Source organism: Vibrio sp. RM-69-4 (assembly GCF_024743775.1).
GTDB classification, from domain to species: domain Bacteria; phylum Pseudomonadota; class Gammaproteobacteria; order Enterobacterales; family Vibrionaceae; genus Vibrio; species Vibrio anguillarum.
In genome coordinates, this window is sequence record NZ_JAMQXI010000031.1 from 56,920 (window position 1) to 78,427 (window position 21,508).

The following is a 21,508-nucleotide window of genomic DNA, read 5'->3' on the forward strand; positions in this document are numbered from 1 at the left end:
AGTAGTGATTTCAACATTCCAATAGCATAGATTCAGCTACATCAAGCAGCGCAATTGGGCGCTGCTTTTTTTGTACTTTTTTTGTATTGGATACTTTATGTAGCGGCCTTTCATTACCATGCCAGCATTATCAAACTGATCCACCACCTAAAACTGAAAAACTAATAACGACTTTTAAAGTCATCCTTTTCTAAACCATGTTTTTTCATTCGTAAGTAGAGCTTTTTACGCGGTACTTGCAGATAATTTGCGGCATCAGCGACGCGACCAGAATGGAGAAATAATGCATCTTCAATAATTTGCTTTTCGTAATCATCCACCAATTCATCAAGCGGTGATAAAAGATCAGACTGATTGTACAAACGCTCTTTTCCCGTCAGTTTTACAATACCTATCGCATATAATTCAGCTACATTTCTCAGCTCTCGTACATTTCCCGGCCATTGATGTGCACGCAGTAGCGACAAATAACTCAGTTCTACCGCTGGCAAAGGTTTCGCCAATTTATTACAACTCTGCTTGAGAAAATAATGGAACAAAGTAGCGATATCATCGGGACGATGTCGAAGTACAGGCACCTCTATCACGCCTTGGTTTAGCAAATAATAGAGTTCTGGCTGCAACCGATTAGCCGTAATCAAGGCCTCAGGTTCCGTACCTAAAATAGCAATAACGCGCGTTCGAGCTTTGCTTAGGCGTTCTTGGTTAAGCATCCTCTGAGTCAAATAACGCTGCAATTCTTCAGAAAGTAATTCGATGTGGTCTATTAGCAATGTACCGTTTTCACTTGCATCTAATTTTTGTTCAATCTGTGTGAGCGTGGTCGCTGATGAAACGGTTAATTCCACCAGCGATGAAGAATGATTACCCTGTGTCAGTTGGTGGATGAGATATGCAATAGTATGCCGTCCAACACCCGATTCTCCACAAATAACAACATGACTGTTGAGCATTGAATACTGAGCAACATGGTGGCGAATTTGCCCCATTTGAGCGGATTTTCCGATGAGTTCGCATTTGATTGAGTTGGCCATAGCCGTTTTTTGTTGTACAAAATGACGACGAATATCGAGATTTTTCTTCACTAAGCTCAATAACTCCGCAGGATTGATTGGCTTTTCAAGAAAATCGCATGCCCCTATTTTGACCGCCTCTACCGCCATAGGAATGTCTCCGTGGCCAGTAATGACAATCACAGGAATATGCTCATCAATCGATTTAATCGCTTTAAGCAATTCAATGCCGTTCATTTGTGGCATATAGACATCAAGCAATATCACTCCAGCCCAATCAGAATGGATAAACTCACACGCTTTGGTGGGGTTAAGAAGTGCTTTTGACGGCAAATTAGCTATCGACATAAGATGCGAATATGAGTCAAGGACATCTTGGTCATCATCAATCAATAAAACAGAATAATTATGATTCATAAGGCAACTCCAGCACGACCATTGCACCTCGACTGACTGTCGAGGCAAGATAAATTTGACCCTTTATTTTTCCTATGAGCGAGCGGCAAATATTCAGCCCTAAGCCCAAACCTACTTCTTTGGTCGTGGTAAAGGGCGTAAAGAGTTTTTCAACGACATCATGAGCAAATCCAGCCCCTGAATCGCATACTGCAACAACGTGATGCGTTGGCGTACTCGACAGCAATATCACGTCAACTTTTTTGTGCTCACATCCCACAACCGCTTCACAGCCATTTACCAACAAATTAATCAATACCTGTTCCAAGCCGATTTGATCTGCAATGACTTGAATTGGTTGATGAATATGGCTTTGCAATACTATCTGTTGACGTTTCGCTTTCGTTTCAACCAACAACATAGCCTGACCGATAACATCAGTAATCAAGACAGGGGTAAGGGTTTCATCACTGCTACTTTTACGAGAAAAATGACGTAACCCATTGATGATTTTGCCCATTCGCTCTGTTAAATGTTCAATATGATCGATGGAATGTCTGATTTGCTCTGTTTTCTTCTGCTCTAAAGCAAGGTTTACGCTATAGAGATAAGTCGACATCGCGCTTAATGGTTGATTCAATTCGTGCGCTAAACTGGTCATCGTTTGCCCGACCACCGCCATTTTAGCGGCTTGTACTAACTCACTTTGTGTTTTTTTAAGATGGTTTTCGGTCCGGTGGTGCTGCTCAATTTCAGCGAGTAACTGATGATTTTTTTCACGTAATGAATGAGTTTTTGCTCGAACTCGCTCTTCTAATAATCGATTAGCGTGCTCTTGATCGGTAACATCCGTAATCGTGATGATAACTTTATCGCTTAAACCGTGGGTATACTTACGTAAATACAAGCGCAAGTAATAAGGTTTATTTACATCGCCTAACGATAACGTAATGACATCTGCACCATTTTCGATCAACTTAGCCTCTGGGTTAAACAGTGCTTGCAACTGCGATTGAGTTGACGTTGAAAAACAGAGCCAAAAGGCTTTCGGGTCCTCATTCTGGTCTATATTCAAGCGAACACGAGCGCTTAAGTTAGCCGATTCAATATAACCATCCAAATCACAAGTGATTAAACTCGCTTGCGTATTGTTAATCAAACTCAGTGCGTTGGTTCGGTCCATTTCCTCCACTTTTTTACCATACTGAACCAATTTTTCACTGATCCGGCCAATTTCATCTCTGCCGTCTACCACAATAGGGTGTGATAGATCATTATGAATGATGGCATCTAAACTGTCGCTAAGGCGGTTAAGTCGGCCCACAATCCGACGATTGATGAAATAGTAAGTCAAAAACAAACTGATAATGATCGATAAGCTAAAGCAGACAAACAGAATACGGTTACCATGAGAAACCAGTTCCGTGGTCTCTTTTTTCGCTTGAACAAACGACTCATCGGCGTTGGCGACCAACATCGCAATATCAGTATGTTGGTGGAGAAGCTGTTGCTGAACTTCAGCTCGAATATCATCAAGCTGGGCATTTAAACGCACCATAGAACGTAAGTTTTGATGGAAAGAGCCATTCAAACTCAATACATCCATTAGCTCACTGAGTAATTGTTGATAGGCGATGGTTGCAGGTTGTGAAAAAATCGGCGCACTCTGTGCGTACAGTTCTTCAAGACGGAACTGTAGTACTTTCATGCCATTATTCACTTGGCTAATATGCTTAGATTGGATGAGCTCTTTTGCGAACATAAACGTTTGAGCCTCACCATCTAGGATAGACTGGACAGCCCCTAAACTCGCAAACAGCATGTCGCTTTCATTACCTTTCATTTTACGCTCTAGCTGCCACTGTATTTCTTGGCGCAGCGGAGTCAACTCAGAACCAATATCTTGATGTAGCCATTGGATCTGCTCTTGAAGTAACTCAATTTGACGACTTTGATCAATCCGTTGCCCGACCAAAAGACCGAATTGCTCACTAAGATTACGTAGCCGTTGATATCCAGCAAGCAACCGTTGCTGCTCGCTGTTCAATTCAATCTCGCTTAATATTTTGCTGATCGTCGTTAAATCGTTATCCAAACGTTGCCGTTGCTCATCCAACTCAACTTTGTTACGCGTATTTGAGATGATTTCGATCCGTCTTTTAATTTCCGAACTACTGCTTTCGAGCAGATAACTGGCATTATATTTAGGAACACTTTTATCAAGCAGCTCGCTCACTTGATTATCTAAACTATTCCATGTTCCCCATGCGATGATGCTGACAATCGTCAACAGCAAGGTACTACACGCAAAGGCTAAAACCAGTCTCGCGCCAATCGTGTTGTATTTCGGAAAAATCATGGCGTATCGACCCGGTCCAAGTTTTTTAGATCGGACAAAGCTTCTTCTAAGGTTAATGCCAACTGCATCTTCCAACGATGCGTCAGTTCCGCTACTTGCATAGAAATGGCGGCGGAGTGTGTCTCATACTGCGCCTCATCAACACTGATTTTTTGCCATGACTGATATACCACGGCTAACTCTGTTTCGGTCACAGGTAAAGAGAACACTCGAGTTTCAATATTTTCAATGAGCTTCAGAGCGGGTTCATTGTGTGCGTACTTGGTTTTAGCATGATTGATTGCGAGCCAAGTGTCTTTTAACTGAGGTAAGCGTTTGGTAATCGCAATTTCAAACAATAAGTTAACTAACTCCTCACGATGTGTAATGGATGCCATGGACAACTGTGTATATGCCTCATTAAACAGGGATTTATCGTTTATCGCATGTTTAGAAAAATTATTGCTATCCATATTCGTTTGTACCGCTTTTGACATCAATAAATCGATGAATGCCTTCGCATATTGATCATTTTCACGCAGGCTCACTTGGGCGACGTATGTGGGCATTAGGGTAAAACTTTCATCATAGCGAAATTGAACGTGCTCAAATTTTCGTTCTAATATGCTGGCATAGCTATCAATCGTTGGGCCTATCCCAAATTGCCCTTTGGCTACATAATCACTCACACCAAAACTGCGTGAGGAAATTGTCCCTAAATTTGCCCCCACGTTCAGTAAAATCCGCCACCCTTGTTGCCAACCATATTTAGCAAGAATGCTCTCGACCATTAACTGAGTAGTACCCGAACGTGTTGGGGTACTCATCGTGATGTGGTCAAAATAGATAAAATTAGCCAGATCGGTGAACGACGTAGGCATCGGTAAATGATGTAAGCTGAGATAGTCACGATTCCATACCAAACCAGCGCCAGAATAGCCTATCGTCACGACTTTATCGGTTGGCGGTAACATATAGGGTTTTAACCATTCTGGTGGTTGCAAATGGGCAGGTAAGGTTGCGAGCTTATTGCTATTTGCTAAATGCTGCATTAAAAAAGGCGATGAGCTCAGCACTACATCAATATTCTGGATATAGCTTTTATTAAGCAGTTGAATACTCGATTGTGCTCTACGGTGGACAACTTGCACATCAACCTCTTGATACTGTTTGCTGAACTCTTCAATAAGAGGTAGCAAGGGTTCACGTGAAAATGTGGTCAGTATGACTAACTCATTCTCTTTTGCATAAGCGGTATTGATAGCCGCCGCTATCGATCCTAGTAGCACCATCCATTTGCACCAGCGTAATAAGGTACAAGAACGGGAAACCGCTTTTAAATCATAAAACCCTAAAAATTGTGCGTTCACTCAAAACTCTACCGTTTAGCTAAAAATAAATTATTAAACATTTGTGTCAGTTATGACGCAAAACAGCGTATTACAATTTCAATTTTATCAGCAAAACATAATTTACCCTTCGCTGAATTCCCATTTTTGACCCATTCACACTCTCAATTTGAGTCATTTCTGCCTCAAATTGGCACTTTTGAGCCCCATACCCATTTGTTTGAAGATGCATTCCGACAACGAAACAACCCTATTTAGTAATAACCCTATTTAGTATTTGATGAATGGAGAGCTCCATGCTTAACTTTTTTAAAACTCGCCCAGATCTACCGCTATCGGATAGCTCTGAGGGCGCAATGCAATCGCGTTTCAAAAGTTTTCAATGGCAAGTATTCTTAGGCTTAGTCTTTGGATACGCCATGTTCTATGTAGTTCGTATGAGTTTAGGTGTCGTTAAAAAACCGATGCTTGATGCCGGCATCGTATCGATAGAAGAACTCGGGATCATGGGATCAGCCTTCTTCTTCACCTACGCATTTGGTAAGTTTTCGAACGGTTTCCTTTCTGACTACGCCAACATCGGCCGATTTATGTCGTTCTCACTACTGCTTTCCGGTGCCACTGCCATATTCATGGGGTTGAACACCACGGCATTCTTCTTTGTGTTACTTTGGGCCGTCAATGGTTGGTTCCAATCGGTGGGTTCTGCGCCTTCTTGCGTCTCGCTTTTCCAATGGTTCTCACCTAAACAACGCGGAAGCCGTTATTCAATTTGGGGAGGATCTCGAAATATCGGCGAAGGCATCACTTGGATCCTAACAGCAACGCTAGTGAGTTATTTAGGCTGGCAAGCAGGTTTCATCGGTGCGGGCATTGCTGCCATCATCGCTGCATTGATTATGTTCTTTGTACTGAAAGATCGTCCGCAAACCTATGGTTTACCTGATGTTGCAACAGCATTTGGTGAAGAGCCCGAGTTCAAAAAAGCCAACGATCCAAAGGAAACACGTCGCGCTCAACTGTTCATTTTGAAGCAGCCGACTGTCTGGCTGATTGCCGCTGCTTGTGCCGCGATGTATATCTCTCGCTATGCGATGTCTTCTTGGGCGGTGTTATACCTACAAGAAACCAAAGGCTATTCACTGATTGATGCTGGTTTTGCAATGTCCACTTACCCTATTGCAGGCCTCGCGGGCGCTATTTTGTCTGGTATCATTTCAGATAAAGTATTCAACGCTAACCGTCATATCCCAACGCTACTTTACGGATTTGCCAACATTGCAGGTATGTGCTTGATGTTCTTCGGCCCCGATAACCGTATGGTAGATGCTGTTGCTCTAGGCTTAATTGGTTTTGCGATTGGTGGGCTTGTCGTATTTCTTGCTGGCCTAACGGCTTGTGACTTAATGCCTAAAAATGCCGTCGGTGCCGTAAAGGGCTTTATTGGTTTGTTCTCTTACTTAGCCGCTTCGGCTCAAGAACTGGTGTCTTCATCATTGATTAAAATGACGGAAGTAGATGGCGTAACCAAATATGACTTTACTCAAGCACAATATTTCTGGTTGGCCGCTGGCGTGATTTCTTTACTGCTTGCGACTACGGTATGGAATGCCAAGAAAGTAACGGATATTGATGCTCCTACGGGCCAGATACTGGAAACGAAACCAAGTCTCTAATCTATAACACCCTTGATACAGGGGGGATAATCCTCCCTGTTATTTTCTTATTTTCATTCTTATTTTCTATATCCAAATCACTTGAAAAATCGACCAAATGTCGGCCGAGAGCAATGGACAAGTGCAATTTGCACCACCATAACTTCAAGTAAAATGGCTATAGCGAGTGTCGTTATAGGATACCACTATGTGTAAAACAAAAATCGTTGCAACGCTTGGCCCTGCAAGCCAAAGCCGTGAGATGATCACCAAGCTCATTAATGCTGGTGTTAACGTTGTACGTTTAAACTTTTCTCACGGCACCGCTGACGAGCATATTGAACGCGCGATGTTAGTACGTGACATTTCACAAAAGCTTGGTGTCAGTGTCGGCATATTAGTCGATTTACAAGGACCTAAGATCCGTATTTCCTGTTTTGAAGACGGTGCGATCACTCTAAAAGCGGGTGACTCATTTATTCTCGATGGGCTTCACCCCACAATGGCTGGTAACCAAGAACGTGTGGGCTTAGATTACCCGCAGCTGATTCAAGACTTGAAGTTGGGTGATACTTTACTGCTTGATGATGGCCGAGTACAACTCCGGGTCGAAGAACTCAACAAACCACAGCAGTGGGTAAAAACTCGCGTCATAAACAACGGTAAGCTGTCTAATCGCAAAGGCATTAATTTGCTCGGTGGTGGCCTCTCCGCGCCGGCACTGACGGACAAAGACAAACGAGACATCATCACTGCCGCGAAACTCCAAGCCGATTTTCTAGCCGTCTCATTTCCACGTAATGCCCAGGATTTACATGAAGCGCGCCGGTTAGCGGTACAAGCCGGATGTCATGCACACATTGTCGCCAAAGTAGAGCGAGCCGAAGTGGTGAGCGATCAAAAAAATATGGACGCGGTCATCAATGCATCCGACGTAGTGATGGTTGCTCGTGGTGATTTAGGCGTTGAAATCGGTGATGCTCGCCTACCCGGCGTACAAAAAGCGTTGATTGCGCGCTCAAACTATTTAGGCAAACCCGTTATCACCGCAACACAAATGCTGGAGTCGATGATTGACAACCCGCTGCCAACACGCGCAGAAGTGCTTGATGTAGCAAACGCGATTATTGATGGCACTGACGCTATTATGCTATCAGCAGAATCAGCGGCGGGAAGCTATCCCATTGAAGCAGTAGAAGCGATGGTGCGTATCGCTCATGGTGCAGAACAAGAGTTAGGCTGTGCGCAAAATTCATGGGATAAACTGCATCATTTGTGCAGCGATGCGGGCAAAAGCTTCGCGCTTTCCTCCATGATATCGGCGACTAAGGTTCATAAAGATCTTGGGGTCGCCATTTTAACTCAACAGGGAGAAACACCCCTGTTGATGTCTCGCTGTCAAAGCCAAGCTACCATTTGGGCACTCTCCGACAGGCCTGAACTGCTGCGTAAATTAACCATTTTGCGCGGCGTTACACCAACCTATATTCCATCATTAGCGACACAAGCGGATTTGCTGTCTCAGCAAGTGCTTAACGCTCTGGCACAAGACGCGGCTAACCGCCATATTTCATCCATTTTGATGACACAATTAGAATCGATCGAAGGCGTGGGTAATATTAACGTCTGTCGTTTATTGACGTTGCCAGTAGTAAAAGAATTAGCCGCGTAGAATGTAGGGTTCTGCGCCGCTAATCATGAGATCATTAAAATTATTCAGTGATCTCAACACCTCCCCCTAAAAAACCTTGCTCCACAGGGAACTTGGCCTGCGCTTGTCGCAGGCCCTTTTTAATGATGCCAACAGCCAATTATTTATATAAACAGTAACCTGAGTGAATGAATGGATTGAGCGGCTAAGGCTTCTAATTTCGCTTGTAGCTCTTGATACGTTTGCGCAGAGTCAGCACTTTTCTCAATGACTAAACACAGATCAAACAAGGCATGCAAACCTAAGCTGCCAGCTGAACCTTTCAATTTGTGTGCTAACGACTTAACGATCTGAGCCTGTTCCCTAGACTGGCGAAACTCGTGTAGGTATTCATGCGTGCAATCGGCGAACAGCTCAATGATTTCATTCATCTTGTCACGCCCTAGCACCTCAATATCCGCGAGTAGGATCCGCTCGTCCATAATCGGACGAGCGGATTTTTGGCTATCAGAGGTTACGTGCGTAGGCACAATCAACTCAACGGGTAAGGTATTGTGTTCAATACGTTGCTGGACAAGTTGTGCAAGATCTTCTTTGACTAAAGGTTTGGGCAAATAGCCATCAAAACCAGCTGCTAAATAGCTTTCCACCTCTTCATTAAACACATGAGCCGAAATAGCAATCATCGGTGTGGGGCGTAGATGCGAATACTGTTCACGTTCGATAAGTTTGAGCTGCGCCAACAGCTCAACACCATTAACGTCAGGTAGATTAATATCGAGCAGTGCAATATCAAACCTATACTCACTAAACAGAACCCGAGCTTCAGCGCCTGTTTTCGCGGTGAGCACATTATGACCGAGACTGGCCAAAAACCCCTCAGCAACCATGCAGTTGACAGGGTTATCCTCCACCAGCAAGATGTTGGCCTCTCGCGTCGCGGCTATCGGCCTTTTAACCACTGCATTCACTGCCTCTCCTCGCTGTAAAGGAACAGTAAACTCAAAACGGCTTCCTTTGCCTAAATCTGATTCAAGCTTAAGCTCGCCGCCCATGGCTTCAACAAGCCGTTTGCTGATAGCCAAACCAAGCCCAGTACCGCCTTTGTAACTTTGCTCACTGGAAGCTTGAGTAAACGCATCAAACAGCCTGATTTGATCCTGTTCACTGACTCCAACACCGGAATCCGACACTTCAAATGTCACTTGATTAGACATTTCAGCATCAAGACTGACATAAATATCCACATAACCTTGATCGGTAAATTTGATGGCATTACCCACAAGGTTCGTCAGCACTTGACCTAAGCGAGTCATATCACCCACCCAAAAAGAAGCAACATCCAGTTCAATCTGCTTGGTAAATTCAAGCGACTTTTCTTCAGCACGTCCTTTCATCAGTTGGTAAACATCGTCCACCATTTGATGCAAATTAAAGTTGGCATTGCGAATTTCTAAGTGTCCGGCCTCAATTTTTGAATAATCCAGCACATCATTCAAAATGGACAACAAGGTGTGGCCGCTGCGGTTAATCACGTCCACATACTGGCGCTGTTGAACGGTTAATGGCATCTCTTGTAATAAACGAGCCGTGCCTAATACGCCATTCATTGGTGTGCGGATTTCATGGCTCATGGTGGCCAAAAATGCCGATTTAGCGCGGCTGGCTTGCTCGGCTAAGTTGCGAGCTTTGGCATGATTCAACACTTCCATATTGAGTTTCTCATTGGTGTGTTGTAATTGTTCTGTTCGCTCGGTAACCACTTCCTCTAAGTGCTCTTTATGTTCTTGTAACGCCTCTCTCGCCTGCGCTTCACTTTCCGCCACCACTTTAAGAGACTGCGCGGTATTGCGAGCCGTGATGATCGCCTGCCCCATTTGCGCCAGTTCATCCTCTCCTTGGACTGCCACTTCAACCTGCAGTTGCCCTTTTGCGATGGATAACAGTGCCGATGAATATTCGGCTAAACGTTTTACCACCGACAGATAGACGACCTTCCACATAATGAAAGCTGCAATGAGAAGACCAACCAAGGTTAATAAGGTCAATGTATACTGTGCCATGTTCAAGGTTGTAGAGAGCTGCTCAACAGCGCGGGTCGTTGTACGATTGGAGTCATCCACTAAGCGGCTGACGGTAGTATTGAGATCTGAAAACTGTACTAAGGTGTTTTGTGTGAGCGATTTCGCGACCTGTTCGTTATCATAACGTTGCTGCAAAACACTAAAAACCACTTTGCGCTTTTCTAACTCATTAAGCAGCTCTGTCATTTGCTTCGAACGCGCCGGGTCTTCTACCGCGCGTACTCTGCGCTGCATGATGGTGAGGTTATGCAAAAACTCTGTTTGGATTTGTTGGATTCGCTCAACATCGGTAACCGTGCGTGTCTCTTCGATGTGACTGAGCATTTTGAACGCCAGCAAATGAAGCTCATGCAAGCGCTCTGAAAGATCGAGGTCAACTTCCACTAAAGCGTCTAACGCTTTGTACGCTTGTGATGTTTTATCGGCTTGCAGCAAGTCATAAATGTGCGTCACATTCGCCACTGCGATGGTACTGGTATTGAGCACTTGAGTGCGCGTCAGCTCTTCCAATTGCAGCGCCAGTTGTCGCATCTCTTCCACTCGAACACTTAAGTCATGTGCCAGATACAACTTACGCTCAACCGTAATACCAAGCTGAGCCAATGTATCGATAACGCTTTGAACATCATTTTCTAGGCGCGTCAGCAGTTCTGAATCAAAGGAATCGGCACCCAACTGCTTGATGTGATTAAGCAAAGATTGAAGCTGATCGAAAAGCGCTTTGCCATACTGCTGGCGCTCTTGCTCTGTTTTAGAGTTGGTTAACATTTGCACAGACGTAATGATTCGTGTGCTTAACTCCGACACTTGACGCGCTTCCAGCATCGAAGGAATGGCAGAATTCACCACATTACGTTCGGTTTTAGCCACCAGCGAAAAACCAAACACGCCGATCAACGCCGATAACAAAACGAGCAGGGCCATTGCCGAAAAGGACAACATTAATTTTCGGCCAATACTGGCTTTGGCTAACAACATGGCACCCAACCTCAAACATTACTTCTTAAGCAACACGGAATGGGCTATATTTTGCAGTGTTTACTCACGTTATGCCAACGAATAGCGAATGCAATTGATCTTAAACCTTATTTCCCCAACGCTTTTACTGCTGATTTTAAGCTTGATTAGCAGCACAACATTCGCCGAACCCCATAAGAAAGTCTGCGCTTTATACCCTCACCTCAAAGATTCCTATTGGTTATCAGTCAACTATGGAATGGTTGACGAGGCGAGAAAACAGAAGTTGAATTTACGCGTGTTAGAATCGGGTGGTTATCCTAATCACGAACGACAAAAAGAACAGCTTTCATTGTGCGTTCGTTGGGGCGCTGATGCGATCATTCTCGGTACAGTTGCGCCGGATCTTTACACAACGGACTTAAGTACATACGTCGCTTCTACGCCTGTGTTTGCAACGGTTAATCAACTCATTCTGAATCAGCAGCAGTCTGCGCGGCTACAAGGTCAAGTGGGTGTCGATTGGTATTGGATGGGGTACTACGCGGGAAAATATCTTGCTGACAAGCACCCACAAGGCAGTGGTAAAACTAAGATCGCTTTACTACTTGGTCCAAAAACAAGTGGAGGAACAAAACCTGTTAGCCAAGGTTTTTATCGCGCAATACAAGGTAGTGATATAAACGTAGTCGAAAACTTATGGGCAGATAACGATAAAGAGCTGCAGCGTAATTTAGTGCAGCAAGTGATGGAGTATCCCGAACTTCGCTATATTGTGGGCAGCGCCGTCGCGATTGAAGCGGCGATCAGTGAATTGAGAACCTCAGGGATGACAAACCACATCGGTTTGGTGGCAACCTATTTAAGTCATGGCGTCTACCGCGGGCTACTGCGTGGCCGAGTCGAATTTGCGCCAACGGATAAAATGGTCGAGCAAGGCAGGCTTTCCATTCAACAAGCTGCGGCTTTTTTCAATCAGCAACCTTATGAAAAAAAAGCTGCACCGATTATCGAATCCTTAACGCCTATGTCACTCAATCCGCAGATAATTGCAGATTCGTTATCTCCATCTGAATATAGGCCGACTTTTAGCGTAAAAGAGATTGAATAAAAGTGGCGATTTCGCTATTTAACATACTGATTTGAATCATAGGGACTCTTCAATGCAAACAACGACTCGGACTATGCCTGCGCATAAGCATGTCGCTCTCGTCGCTCACGACAACTGCAAACCGGAACTACTTCGCTGGGTAAAAGAAAATAAAGAAAAACTACAGCGCCATTTTTTATACGCGACAGGAACCACTGGCAGCATGCTCAGCAAAGAGACTGGCCTTGCTATAAAAAGCATGATCAGCGGTCCGATGGGTGGCGACCAACAAATTGGCGCGTTGATTTCTGAAGGCAAAATTGATGTATTGATCTTCTTCTGGGATCCACTCAATGCCGTACCGCATGATCCCGATGTAAAAGCTCTGCTACGAATTGCCAGCGTTTGGAACATTCCAGTTGCCACAAACCGCGCCAGTGCTAAATTTTTGTTCTCTTCACAGTTGATAGAGCAAGAGGTCGATATCGAGATCCCTGATTACCAAGCTTATCTAGCTGAACGCATGTAACCTATAACCTTCACATACGCACAGAGACACACAGTCAAAATCCAAATCACCACATAAGACAACTTGATCGCCTGCGTGAACGCATCCTCTTCCAAAGGATGCGTTATTTCTGCTTCACCACTGGGTAATCCCCTGATAGCAATTCGCGAACAAAAACCGAGCCACTGCCCGAGTGCGTGATCCACACTTTCTCTTTAGCGCGGGTCATTGCAACGTAGAATAAACGGCGCTCTTCGGCGTAGGGGAAATCATCATTCGATTGGCTCAATGCACTATCGATATGCAGCGCTTTCACTCGAGCCGGAAACTGCCCCTCATCAACACCGAGCACAATCACAAAATCGGCTTCTTTACCTTTACTGGCATGACAAGTCATAAATTCTATATTGAGTGAGCGGTAATGCTTTTTCCAGTCGTTAAGAAGTTCTGGTTTATGGTAATGGTTTCGTCCAAGCAATAGCACAGATTGCGTACTATTCGCTTGGCGATTGAGTTGATCCAAGATCTTTTCAATGTTGTTGCTTGGTGCAATAAAAACTGATTTTTGCTTTTGCTGCTTGAAGCTGTTAAGTGTTTTTGGTAACTGATTCGGATTGGCTTGAATAAACTGGTTAGCCACCGCACCCAACTGATCATTAAAACGATAAGTCGTATCCAGATAATGAACCGTCGAGTGTGGGAAGCGCTCACTAAACCCAGTCGTAAGATCAACGTCAGAACCAGCAAATTGATAGATTGACTGCCAATCATCACCCACTGCAAACAAGTTACACGCTCCTGGCTGCTGCTCACACAAAGATTGGATCAACGCCAATCGCTGTGGTGAAATATCTTGGTATTCATCGATCATGATGAATTTCCAATTCGATTTAAATTTGCCCTTTTCAACGTATTCCGTTGCGCGGCTGATCATCATATTAAAATCGATTTGATTTTGCTCTTTGAGCATTTGTAACCAAGCTTGGTAACATGGCCAGCACAAAGAGAGCTCACTGTTCAGCCTTGAATAGTCTGGATGGTCAATCAAACGTTGTTGCAGCTCCTTTTTCCCAAGACCAAGCATAGCCAGTTGCTCAAGCTGCTTTTCCAACCATGCAATCAGCTTTGGGTTTTCAACATGGCTGCCCAGTTCATCATCACCAGCTAAATAAGCAATTGGCCATTTAGATAAATGCTTCTGCCAACGCTTAAAATTGGTCGGCGTCATCCAATGTTTCTTCAACCAATCAATACACCATGCCAACTTTAAGTTACTGTCTAGAGCCACTGGCGAAATGATCGCTTCTCGCCCTTCGACCTCGTTTAAAATTTTCAGCCCTAACTGATGGAAGGTATTAACGCGAACGTGTTCCGCCGCCATGCCGATTTTGCTATCTAATCGCTGTTCCATCTCTTTCGACGCATCGCGACCAAAAGCCACCAGTAGAATTTCGTGGGCCTGTGCAAGGTGACTTTGGAGTAGATACGCAACACGCGCCGTCAAAACGCTGGTTTTGCCCGAACCTGCACCCGCTAGAATGAGGTTGTGATCATCATTGAGTAGCACTGCGTGTTGCTGCGACAAATTAAGTGGAGAACTTTCGACTTGAGAGAATAAGACTTCCCAGTTTTGACGTTCCAATTCAAGCCAGTGTTGATTTCGTTGGGCAAGGGACGCCGAGCGATCCGTAAGCCAAGGCGAGAGCTGAGCAATAGCATCAGGTAGCCGTTGACGTGCTTCGGCTAATTTCATGTCCATCGTCGAAAAATCAGCTTCCACTTGCAAAGCCCAAACATCCAATAAGGAGTGCGGCAAAAAAGAGGGTAAACGCTTCAAGCGATTGAGCTCTTGCTCCCAGCGAGGCAGATACTGACTCAACTGCACACATTGACGATTGTGCCATTGTTGATAAGCCGCTACCGCCGTATGGGCAAACTGTCGGCACTCGGGCCAAGGCAAACCTTGCACCAACCATGATTGCTGAACGCCTTCATCTTCATGCGCAAAAAACTGCAATGCTCCCCAAAACAAACCACGCTTAACACGGACTTTACCGTTCCAAACCGTGAACGGGATCCGCTCTTCGCTGACAGCCGAGGAGATAATCAAACGCTGTTGGTCAAGTTCAACTTGGTTATATTCGTCTTGAATGAGAAATTGTGCAGGCTTATTTGCGCTCAGCTGCATGGTTTTATGCTCTTTTATAAGAATGTGAATATGATATACCAATCACAGTGGGCATTGAAAAATTAATGTCAAGATTGCTGTTGTTGATTTTGTAATCAAGTAGACTTTTTTCTTTATCTTGATCAGAGTGTTAATCAACGCTTCTGCTACACTATGGTTTTCTTTTTGGATGTTGAAGTATCGTGCCGCTCTCTAGCAAAATTCGCCTTTATTGGGCGAATAAAACTGTCAATTACAGCATTCTCATTTTGATCACTCTATTAGGCGTGGTCATTCCTGCGTGGCACTACAACCTCAATACTTGGATTACGCCACTGATCCTTGGCGTGATTGCCGCAGCACTGGCTGAAAGTGATGACAGTTTCAGTGGACGGTTAAAATCCCTCACTCTGACATTTATCTGCTTTGCTATCGCTGCATTTTCCATCGAACTACTTTTCCATACCCCGCCACTGTTTGCGATTGGGTTATTTATCTCCTCGTTTGGTTTTATCATTCTTGGCGCAATTGGCCCACGTTATGCCAGCATCGCCTTTGGCTCCTTACTTATCGCCATCTACACCATGTTGGGTGCACACCAAAGCGTGAATTTGTGGTTTCAACCCGTTTTGCTCCTGACGGGTGCCGCTTGGTATTACTTCATGTCGATGATTTGGCATATGTTTTGGCCAATGCAACCAGTACAGCAAAGCTTAGCGAATGTTTTTTTGCAATTGGCCAATTATCTTGAGTCCAAAAGCCATCTCTTCCATCCCGTATCGAACTTAGTCCCTCAGCCATATCGAATTGCTGAAGCCAATTTAAACGCGGCAACGGTTACCGCACTCAATCAATGTAAAGCCACTTTGTTGAGTCGTTCAAAAAGAGGCCATATTGATGGTGCCAGCGACCGATTTCTCAACATCTATTTTATGGCACAAGATATCCATGAACGTGTCAATTCAAGTCATTATCGCTATCAAGAGCTTGCCGAACACTTTGGCCGCTCAGATGTGCTGTTTCGCTTTAAACATTTATTAGAAACACAGGCTAAAGCCTGCCGTGAAATAGCCCAATCGATTCAGTTAGGGCGAAGCTATCAGCACCATTCAGAGTCAATCATGGCTCTGGATGAATTGCAAAGCTCATTAAACTACCTACAAGAACAACAACGCCCTGACTGGCGAGTGTCACTAGCGCAATTAGGTTATCTTTTCAATAACTTAGCAACAGTAGAAAAGCAACTCAATAACGTTAACAACCCTGATGCTAACAAGCTCGAAGAGGGTATGTTGTATGATACAGAAGCCCACACTCTTAAAGCCATGTGGTTACGGGTGAAGGCAAATCTGCATAAAGATTCCATGCTATTTCGTCATGCGCTGCGTATGTCTATCGCACTCACTATCGGTTACGGAATCATCCAAGGTTTTGGTATTGAACGAGGCTATTGGATTTTACTCACGACACTGTTTGTTTGTCAGCCAAACTACTCAGCCACTCGGCAAAAACTGACGGCCCGAATCATTGGCACGTTATCGGGGCTGTTTTTAGGCGTGCTGCTATTAACCTTGTTCCCATCGCCAGAAAGCCAATTGGTCTTTATCGTACTATCAGGTGTGATGTTTTTCGCCTTTAGACTAAACAACTACGGCTATGCGACTGGCTTTATTACTCTTTTAGTGCTGTTTTGCTTTAATCAATTGGGTGAAGGTTACGCCGTGGTACTGCCTCGGCTTGCCGATACTCTGATTGGCTGCGCATTGGCCGTCGCAGCGGTAGTGCTGATCCTCCCTGACTGGCAATCAAAACGATTACATAAAGTCATGGCGGATGCGATCGATGCCAACAAAGCCTATTTGGGACAGATTATTGGTCAGTACCGCATCGGTAAAAAAGACAACTTGAGCTATCGCATCTCACGGCGCAATGCCCACAACCAAGACGCAAATTTAACCGCAGCGATCAGTAATATGCTGGCAGAACCGGGTAAATATCGCGCGGCAATCGATGAAAGTTTCCGTTTTCTGACACTGAACCATGCACTGCTCAGCTATATCTCTGCTCTTGGCGCCCATCGGACACGCATCGAAGATGAAGCAACGCACCAACTGGTACTTGAAACTCACCGAGTGATCCACCAACACCTAGATGTGTTGCATAAACAACTTTATGAACATTGTGATGAATGCGATACCAGCGACATTGACGACGCAGGCTTAGAGAAACGCTTAGCCGAATGGCGTGAAGAAGATGAAAGCTCGGTAAGAATGGTCTTACAACAGCTGCACCTTATTTATCGCATGCTACCTGAGCTTCACTCTCTCGCAAGTAAGTTTGCCGTCCGTGTAAACTAGCGATTGTCGTAATAATGAGAGCGGCTCAATTTCGGGCGCCTCTCACCTTTCTCTTGTTATAACTTGACATTTTTCGGACAAAAAATCGCCACATCGAGAATAATCTCAGACTAAGTATTTTCTTACAGGTGTAAGGCCATGAAAGGACATCAAACTTACCGCGGTGAGAAGGCAGCGCATTTTTTACTGAGGCATGAGTCGATGACGCATAATCAATTTGAGTCTTTAAAATCACAATTACAGCATTTAACACCTCAACAACTGCGTTTATTACAAGGCGAGATAAAGCACTCTTTGGAAAATGAATCGAATAATTTACTCACTGATGATGAGCTGAATGTGCTTTCGAGCCTCTTTTCCTAGTCACGAATTTCTTCTTGTGCAAAAAGTAAACGGAGCCTAAACTTTAGACATCGACGAGGGTAAGCTTATGTCTATATCTGGTGTTCATTCTGGCTATCAACTGATCAATCAGTCAAATAAAATGGCTGAGGATGCGGCTCGTGAGCTCAATATGGAAAAAGACATCTCTCCTGTTGATAAAGCGGACAAAGCGCTTGCTTTTAATAAAGTTGAGTTTGATAAAGTTGTTGCTAAAGCTGAAGAAAAACCTGAAGAAATTGATAGCCTACTAAAATTGAACCAAGCTACACAATATAACCGCATTGGCACCAATATTATCCAACGAGATCAAGACATGCTGGGTTCAATATTGGATATCCAAGCCTAACTCTTCACACAACTTGCAACACAAGCAAATATTGTGTTTATGTGCATGGTTAGTACAATGCCCGCAAATTCTTTACCATGATTCGCTATGCCTAAGCTAAACCTGCATCGAAGAGATTATGTTTCTATTTTGGGTGGTGATATATCAGCCCAGCAGCTAGAGCAAATACTCCAACCCAAGCTCACTTCTCCAACGCTCAAATTAACACCAAGTCCGTATTTAACCGCAAAAAATGTAGAACGCCGTTGGCAAGTACTTAACACGCGAACGAACAAAAGTGCGCTTTTAGATGACTCAACAGAGCAAGATATGCTCAGCTACCACAAAAATATTGAGCATTTTATTGGCACAGTCAAAGTTCCAGTTGGGATCGCAGGGCCATTACGAGTCAACGGACTGTTTGCCAAAGGTGATTATCTCGTCCCGCTAGCTACAACCGAAGCCGCTTTGGTTGCCTCTTATCATCGTGGTGCAAAACTGCTCACTGCGGCAGGAGGTGCAAGCGCCATGTTGTTAAATGAAGGCGTTACTCGCACGCCAGGCTTTGCATTTTATAACTTAATCGAAGCTGGGCAGTTTGTTGCGTGGATAGTGACTCAATATGACCACTTTAAACAAGTTGCAGAAAACACGACAGCACACGGAAAACTGTCAGACATTAATGTCAATATTGAAGGGAACCATGTCTACCTCGTGTTTGAGTTTTTAACTGGCGATGCATCAGGGCAAAACATGGTCACTATTGCCACCAATGCCGTGTTCCAAACCATTCTGGCGAATACTCCTGTGCAGCCTGAATACGCATTCCTTGATGGCAACCTATCGGGTGATAAAAAAGCCACTAGCCAAACACTGCGTAGTGTGAGAGGAAAAAAAGTGACTGCCGAGGTGCATTTATCTGCCGAACTCATCCATAAACATCTGCATACGACGCCACAGTCTATGATGCAATTTGGCCAAATGACGACTGTTGGTGGGGCATTAAGCGGCTCGATAGGCATTAACGCGCATTACGCTAATGCACTCGCTGCTTTGTATATTGCCTGTGGGCAAGACGCCGCTTGCGTTGCTGAATCGGCAATTGGTATGACACGCATGGAAGTGGACAAAAATGGTGGTTTGTACGCCAGTGTAACCTTACCCAATTTAATGTTAGGGACCGTTGGTGGCGGTACAGGGTTACCGAGTCAAAAAGCATGTTTGGATATTCTCGGTCTGCACGGTACTGGTCATTCGCAAGCGTTAGCCGAAGTGGCAGCATCACTCTGTCTGGCTGGTGAACTTTCTATTGTCGGTGCGTTCTGCGCTGGCCATTTTTCACGCGCCCATCGCAAACTCGCTCGTTAAGGTATTGCCTCTCACAATAAAAAAGGCGCTACGTATTCACGTAACGCCTTTTTTATTGGTTAAGTGAGCATATGCATTAGAAAATAATGATCGAGATCAAAATAAAAAAACAAAAAACTAACTATTTCGACTAAAAAATGGTTTCATACGAACATTACAGAACAAAAACGAAATAGGTACGCTCAATGAACAACCATTCTGTTTGCAACTCGATTGAAGCCGAAAACAATGTGCTCGACATTATTGTTGTCGGTGGCGGTATCAATGGGGCAGGCATCGCCGTAGATGCTGCTGGCCGAGGGCTGAAAGTTGGCCTGTATGAAGCAAAAGACTTTGCTAGCGCTACCTCTTCTGCGAGCTCAAAATTAATTCATGGTGGGTTGAGATACCTAGAACATTATGAATTTCGTTTAGTCGGTGAGTCATTGGCTGAACGCGAAGTACTGTTGCGCAAAGCGCCTCACATTGCAAAACCAATGCGATTTCGTCTACCACACCGCCCTTTTCTAAGACCTGCTTGGATGATTCGTGCCGGACTTTTTCTTTATGACCATTTAGGCAAACGCACCTCACTACCTGCCAGCAAAAAAATAGCCCTTAACGCGGGTGTGGTGACTAAAAATGAGATGAAAATGGGTTTCGAATACTCAGACTGCTGGGTCGATGATGCTCGTTTAGTGATACTGAATGCGATGCAAGCACGTGAACTCGGTTCCGAAGTAAAAAACTATTGCCGCGTTGAATCAGCTCGTCGTGTTGACGAGTTATGGCATGTGACTTTGTTTGATGAAAAAACACAAACTCGTTTTACTCGCCGCAGTCACGCGCTTGTCAACGCAACAGGTCCCTGGGTTAAACAGTTCATTGATGAGCAGATTGAAATTACTTCTCCCTACGGTATCCGGCTTATCAAAGGATCACATATTATCGTGCCGAAAATTCACGATGAAGAGCAGGCGTATATTTTACAAAACGAAGATAAACGGATCGTCTTTGTGATCCCCTATCTTGATCACTATTCAATGATAGGCACCACCGATGTCGAATACCGAGGTGATCCTCGTCAAGTGAAAATTAGCGTCGAAGAAAAACAGTACTTATTGGATGTGGTGAATAAGCACTTTATCCATCAGCTCACATTAGATGATATTGTGGCTGACTTCAGCGGTGTACGCCCGCTTTGTGATGACGAGTCTGACTCACCACAAGCCATTACTCGGGACTATACACTCTCATTGGATCAACAAGCTGATAATGCGCCACTACTTTCTATTTTTGGTGGAAAGTTAACCACTTATCGCAAGTTAGCTGAATCTGCTATGGGTCAATTAAAACCATTTTTTAATCAAATGTCTGACAGTTGGACTGCAAACAAACCACTGCCTGGTGGAGAAGCCTTTTATCCAGCACAGCTCAAACAGCAGCTTGAGCAGCGCTTCCCAGATCTTGATAAAGCGACCATTAACCGCTGGATCACTAATTATGGTAGCCGAGTTTCGGTGATGCTCGATAATGTTCAAAGTAGTGCTGATCTGGGTAAACATTTTGCGTTTGGGCTCTATCAATGCGAAGTCGATTATCTCTTACATTATGAATTTGCTTCTTCATGTGAAGATATACTATGGCGCAGAAGTAAACTCGGCTTAACATTTAACACTGAACAAATTGATCAGTTAAATGATTATATCGACCAATCATCAACTTGCGAATGTCAACGCATCAGTGCTTAACACAAGATGTAGCCACTAGAATTAAACTTGAGAAAAGCTCTTAGAAACATGATCTTCTGAGAGTTTTTTACTTTTTCTTAGTAGGTGACGTAAAAATCACGGGGTATAGTAAAGCTATATTTCCGTAACGACGATG

General features: G+C 44.3%; 14 protein-coding genes. 9 read left to right on the forward strand and 5 right to left on the reverse strand.

Annotation, left to right across the window (positions count from 1 at the left end; genetic code table 11):
• Positions 1–161 precede the first annotated feature (161 nt).
• From NB504_RS03270 to NB504_RS03280, 3 genes are read right to left on the reverse strand one after another with little or no spacing between them, the layout of a single operon-like run.
• Entirely contained in the window at positions 162–1,430 is a 1,269-nt protein-coding gene (locus NB504_RS03270) for a sigma-54 dependent transcriptional regulator (RefSeq protein WP_094167572.1), read from the reverse strand.
• A complete protein-coding gene (locus tag NB504_RS03275) occupies positions 1,420–3,768 on the reverse strand; it encodes an ATP-binding protein (protein ID WP_258428265.1) in 2,349 nt (782 codons plus the stop codon). Before NB504_RS03275 ends, NB504_RS03270 begins: the two co-directional genes overlap by 11 nt.
• Positions 3,765–5,117 (reverse strand): ABC transporter substrate-binding protein, encoded by a 1,353-nt coding sequence (locus NB504_RS03280; RefSeq protein WP_258428266.1) that lies wholly within the window; start codon positions 5,115–5,117, stop codon positions 3,765–3,767. Before NB504_RS03280 ends, NB504_RS03275 begins: the two co-directional genes overlap by 4 nt.
• 275 nt (positions 5,118–5,392) lie before the next feature.
• Here NB504_RS03280 and NB504_RS03285 point away from each other — a divergent pair, with 275 nt between their 5' ends.
• Both NB504_RS03285 and pyk read left to right on the forward strand, forming a co-directional pair.
• Entirely contained in the window at positions 5,393–6,772 is a 1,380-nt protein-coding gene (locus NB504_RS03285; protein WP_026028333.1) for an MFS transporter, read from the forward strand.
• A gap of 187 nt (positions 6,773–6,959) precedes the next feature.
• Positions 6,960–8,423, forward strand: a complete 1,464-nt coding sequence (pyk, locus tag NB504_RS03290) for a pyruvate kinase (RefSeq protein WP_019280880.1) — start codon at positions 6,960–6,962, stop codon at positions 8,421–8,423.
• Positions 8,424–8,566: 143 nt separating this feature from the next.
• On the opposite strand, the gene torS is transcribed toward pyk, so the two are convergent.
• Positions 8,567–11,464 (reverse strand): TMAO reductase system sensor histidine kinase/response regulator TorS, encoded by a 2,898-nt coding sequence (gene torS, locus NB504_RS03295; protein WP_258428267.1) that lies wholly within the window; start codon positions 11,462–11,464, stop codon positions 8,567–8,569.
• A gap of 88 nt (positions 11,465–11,552) precedes the next feature.
• Here torS and torT point away from each other — a divergent pair, with 88 nt between their 5' ends.
• Both torT and NB504_RS03305 read left to right on the forward strand, forming a co-directional pair.
• Complete coding sequence (gene torT, locus NB504_RS03300; RefSeq protein WP_258428268.1) at positions 11,553–12,554, forward strand: TMAO reductase system periplasmic protein TorT; 1,002 nt, start codon at positions 11,553–11,555, stop codon at positions 12,552–12,554.
• 52 nt (positions 12,555–12,606) lie between these two features.
• Positions 12,607–13,062 (forward strand): methylglyoxal synthase, encoded by a 456-nt coding sequence (locus NB504_RS03305; protein WP_029189757.1) that lies wholly within the window; start codon positions 12,607–12,609, stop codon positions 13,060–13,062.
• Positions 13,063–13,165: 103 nt separating this feature from the next.
• On the opposite strand, the gene helD is transcribed toward NB504_RS03305, so the two are convergent.
• Positions 13,166–15,229, reverse strand: a complete 2,064-nt coding sequence (helD, locus tag NB504_RS03310) for a DNA helicase IV (protein ID WP_094149880.1) — start codon at positions 15,227–15,229, stop codon at positions 13,166–13,168.
• 182 nt (positions 15,230–15,411) lie between these two features.
• On the opposite strand from helD, the gene yccS reads away from it, so the two are divergent.
• From yccS to glpD, 5 genes are all read left to right on the forward strand, one after another.
• Positions 15,412–17,565: a YccS family putative transporter gene (gene yccS, locus NB504_RS03315; protein ID WP_017048776.1), complete on the forward strand. Its 2,154-nt coding sequence runs from the start codon at positions 15,412–15,414 to the stop codon at positions 17,563–17,565.
• A gap of 138 nt (positions 17,566–17,703) precedes the next feature.
• The gene (locus NB504_RS03320; RefSeq protein ID WP_013867905.1) at positions 17,704–17,928 is read left to right on the forward strand and encodes a hypothetical protein; all 225 of its coding nucleotides are present in this window, start codon (positions 17,704–17,706) and stop codon (positions 17,926–17,928) included.
• 67 nt (positions 17,929–17,995) lie between these two features.
• On the forward strand, positions 17,996–18,295 hold the full coding sequence (locus tag NB504_RS03325; protein WP_013867906.1) for a hypothetical protein: 300 nt from the start codon (positions 17,996–17,998) through the stop codon (positions 18,293–18,295).
• An 87-nt stretch (positions 18,296–18,382) separates the two neighbouring features.
• On the forward strand, positions 18,383–19,642 hold the full coding sequence (locus NB504_RS03330) for a hydroxymethylglutaryl-CoA reductase (RefSeq protein WP_170899231.1): 1,260 nt from the start codon (positions 18,383–18,385) through the stop codon (positions 19,640–19,642).
• A 185-nt stretch (positions 19,643–19,827) separates the two neighbouring features.
• A complete protein-coding gene (gene glpD, locus NB504_RS03335; RefSeq protein ID WP_019282224.1) occupies positions 19,828–21,372 on the forward strand; it encodes a glycerol-3-phosphate dehydrogenase in 1,545 nt (514 codons plus the stop codon).
• Positions 21,373–21,508 lie beyond the last annotated feature (136 nt).

Coding starts and splice junctions, on each gene's coding strand:
- NB504_RS03270 (WP_094167572.1), bottom strand. CDS start 1,430: ATGAATCATAATTATTCTGTTTTATTGATTGATGATGACCAAGATGTC.
- NB504_RS03275 (WP_258428265.1), bottom strand. CDS start 3,768: ATGATTTTTCCGAAATACAACACGATTGGCGCGAGACTGGTTTTAGCC.
- NB504_RS03285 (WP_026028333.1), top strand. CDS start 5,393: ATGCTTAACTTTTTTAAAACTCGCCCAGATCTACCGCTATCGGATAGC.
- pyk (WP_019280880.1), top strand. CDS start 6,960: ATGTGTAAAACAAAAATCGTTGCAACGCTTGGCCCTGCAAGCCAAAGC.
- torS (WP_258428267.1), bottom strand. CDS start 11,464: ATGTTGTTAGCCAAAGCCAGTATTGGCCGAAAATTAATGTTGTCCTTT.
- torT (WP_258428268.1), top strand. CDS start 11,553: ATGCAATTGATCTTAAACCTTATTTCCCCAACGCTTTTACTGCTGATT.
- NB504_RS03305 (WP_029189757.1), top strand. CDS start 12,607: ATGCAAACAACGACTCGGACTATGCCTGCGCATAAGCATGTCGCTCTC.
- helD (WP_094149880.1), bottom strand. CDS start 15,229: ATGCAGCTGAGCGCAAATAAGCCTGCACAATTTCTCATTCAAGACGAA.
- NB504_RS03320 (WP_013867905.1), top strand. CDS start 17,704: ATGAAAGGACATCAAACTTACCGCGGTGAGAAGGCAGCGCATTTTTTA.
- NB504_RS03325 (WP_013867906.1), top strand. CDS start 17,996: ATGTCTATATCTGGTGTTCATTCTGGCTATCAACTGATCAATCAGTCA.
- NB504_RS03330 (WP_170899231.1), top strand. CDS start 18,383: ATGCCTAAGCTAAACCTGCATCGAAGAGATTATGTTTCTATTTTGGGT.
- glpD (WP_019282224.1), top strand. CDS start 19,828: ATGAACAACCATTCTGTTTGCAACTCGATTGAAGCCGAAAACAATGTG.